Annotated in this window: 2 protein-coding genes; both read right to left on the bottom strand. The window is 30.6% G+C overall.

Features of this window, described 5'->3' with window-relative positions:
- Positions 1–14: 14 nt before the first annotated feature.
- Complete coding sequence (locus DB895_RS14110) at positions 15–773, bottom strand: IS4 family transposase (RefSeq protein ID WP_243694684.1); 759 nt, start codon at positions 771–773, stop codon at positions 15–17.
- A 2-nt stretch (positions 774–775) separates the two neighbouring features.
- Positions 776–1,177 (bottom strand): DUF4372 domain-containing protein, encoded by a 402-nt coding sequence (locus DB895_RS14405; protein WP_208012202.1) that lies wholly within the window; start codon positions 1,175–1,177, stop codon positions 776–778.
- Positions 1,178–1,302 lie beyond the last annotated feature (125 nt).

The raw sequence follows: 1,302 nt of genomic DNA on the forward strand, positions 1-1,302 counted from the left end.
TCACTAGTGTCCACTTAAAATAAGTTGAAAACCAGCTGGTTAGAATCAAGTTCATTGACATTATTGTAATCTGATTTCATAAGTAATTCATTTACAGGTGTTTTATCAAGTAATGATGCTGATAAAATTTGTAGAATTTCGTAGATGGAACGATTGATTTTTAAATCTTTTGCAATTATTGACACCAAGCAATAAGTTATTATTGCGATGTTGATTTGTATGCGTACAGCATTTTCTTTTGTACCCCAAAAGGTCTTAACTTTCAGATGTTGTTTAATCCATTTAAAGAATAATTCAATCTGCCAACGCTGTTTGTAAAGCAAAGCAATTTGCCCGGCTGACAAGTCAAAATTATTAGTCAAAAAGATTAGCATTTTATTATTTTCAGCATCAAAGAACTTCACTTTTCTAATCTTTTCGGGATAATCTTTTGAAGTATAAAAGCCGTCTATTTTCCCTGTTTGGTCATAAATAACCCCAGTAGATTTATCCGTTTTTTTGGAATACATTCTTTTGAATTTTAAATTTGATTTTGCTCTGACTACAAAATAAGCAGTTGATTTTGTGATTTGATAAAGCCTTAAATAATCAACATAAGCACGGTCAAAAATATAGTAAGCAAAAGGTTCGTAATTGATGATGTCCATAGCATTAACATCGTGAACATTTGCCTCTGTGATGTGAATAAATACTGGGATTTGTGTGTTAATATCAAAAAGTGTGTGGAGTTTTATTCCTGCTTTGGTTTTTCGAAAATGAGCCCACCAAAACACACTCAAACACAAGTCAATAGTTGAAGATCAAAAGCATAGATATTACCTTTTATTTCAAAACTATCGTTGCAGTTTTTTTCTTGGGCAATCAATATTAAATGGTTGGCAAAGTCTTCAAATATTTTATAATTACGATTTTCATTTGCTTTGGATAAGTTACTTCGAGTTACATTTTTTCCAAACCCCAAATGATACGATTTTGATTGATGTGCTTCGATAACAGTTATCAAATCTCGCAAGCTTTCACGAGAGGATAATTGACCAAAAAGCATACATAAAAGTTGATTCCAACAAGTAAAATGTTTAACACTTTTATTACCATTATATTTTGTTACAAGTCTATCAAAAACGCGTTGCGGTAGAAATTCAACCAATTGAGAAAAGACATATTTGCCGTGATTCATTTTCGTAAAGTTAATTTACGAACATAAGAATTCAATTCAAATCGTCACGCTCTAAAATGAGACTTAAAATACAGATTTACAATAATTTCAAAGAACTTTTTTTAATCTTTAGTGGACACTAGTGA

This window comes from Flavobacterium psychrotolerans (assembly GCF_003097635.1).
GTDB classification, from domain to species: domain Bacteria; phylum Bacteroidota; class Bacteroidia; order Flavobacteriales; family Flavobacteriaceae; genus Flavobacterium; species Flavobacterium psychrotolerans.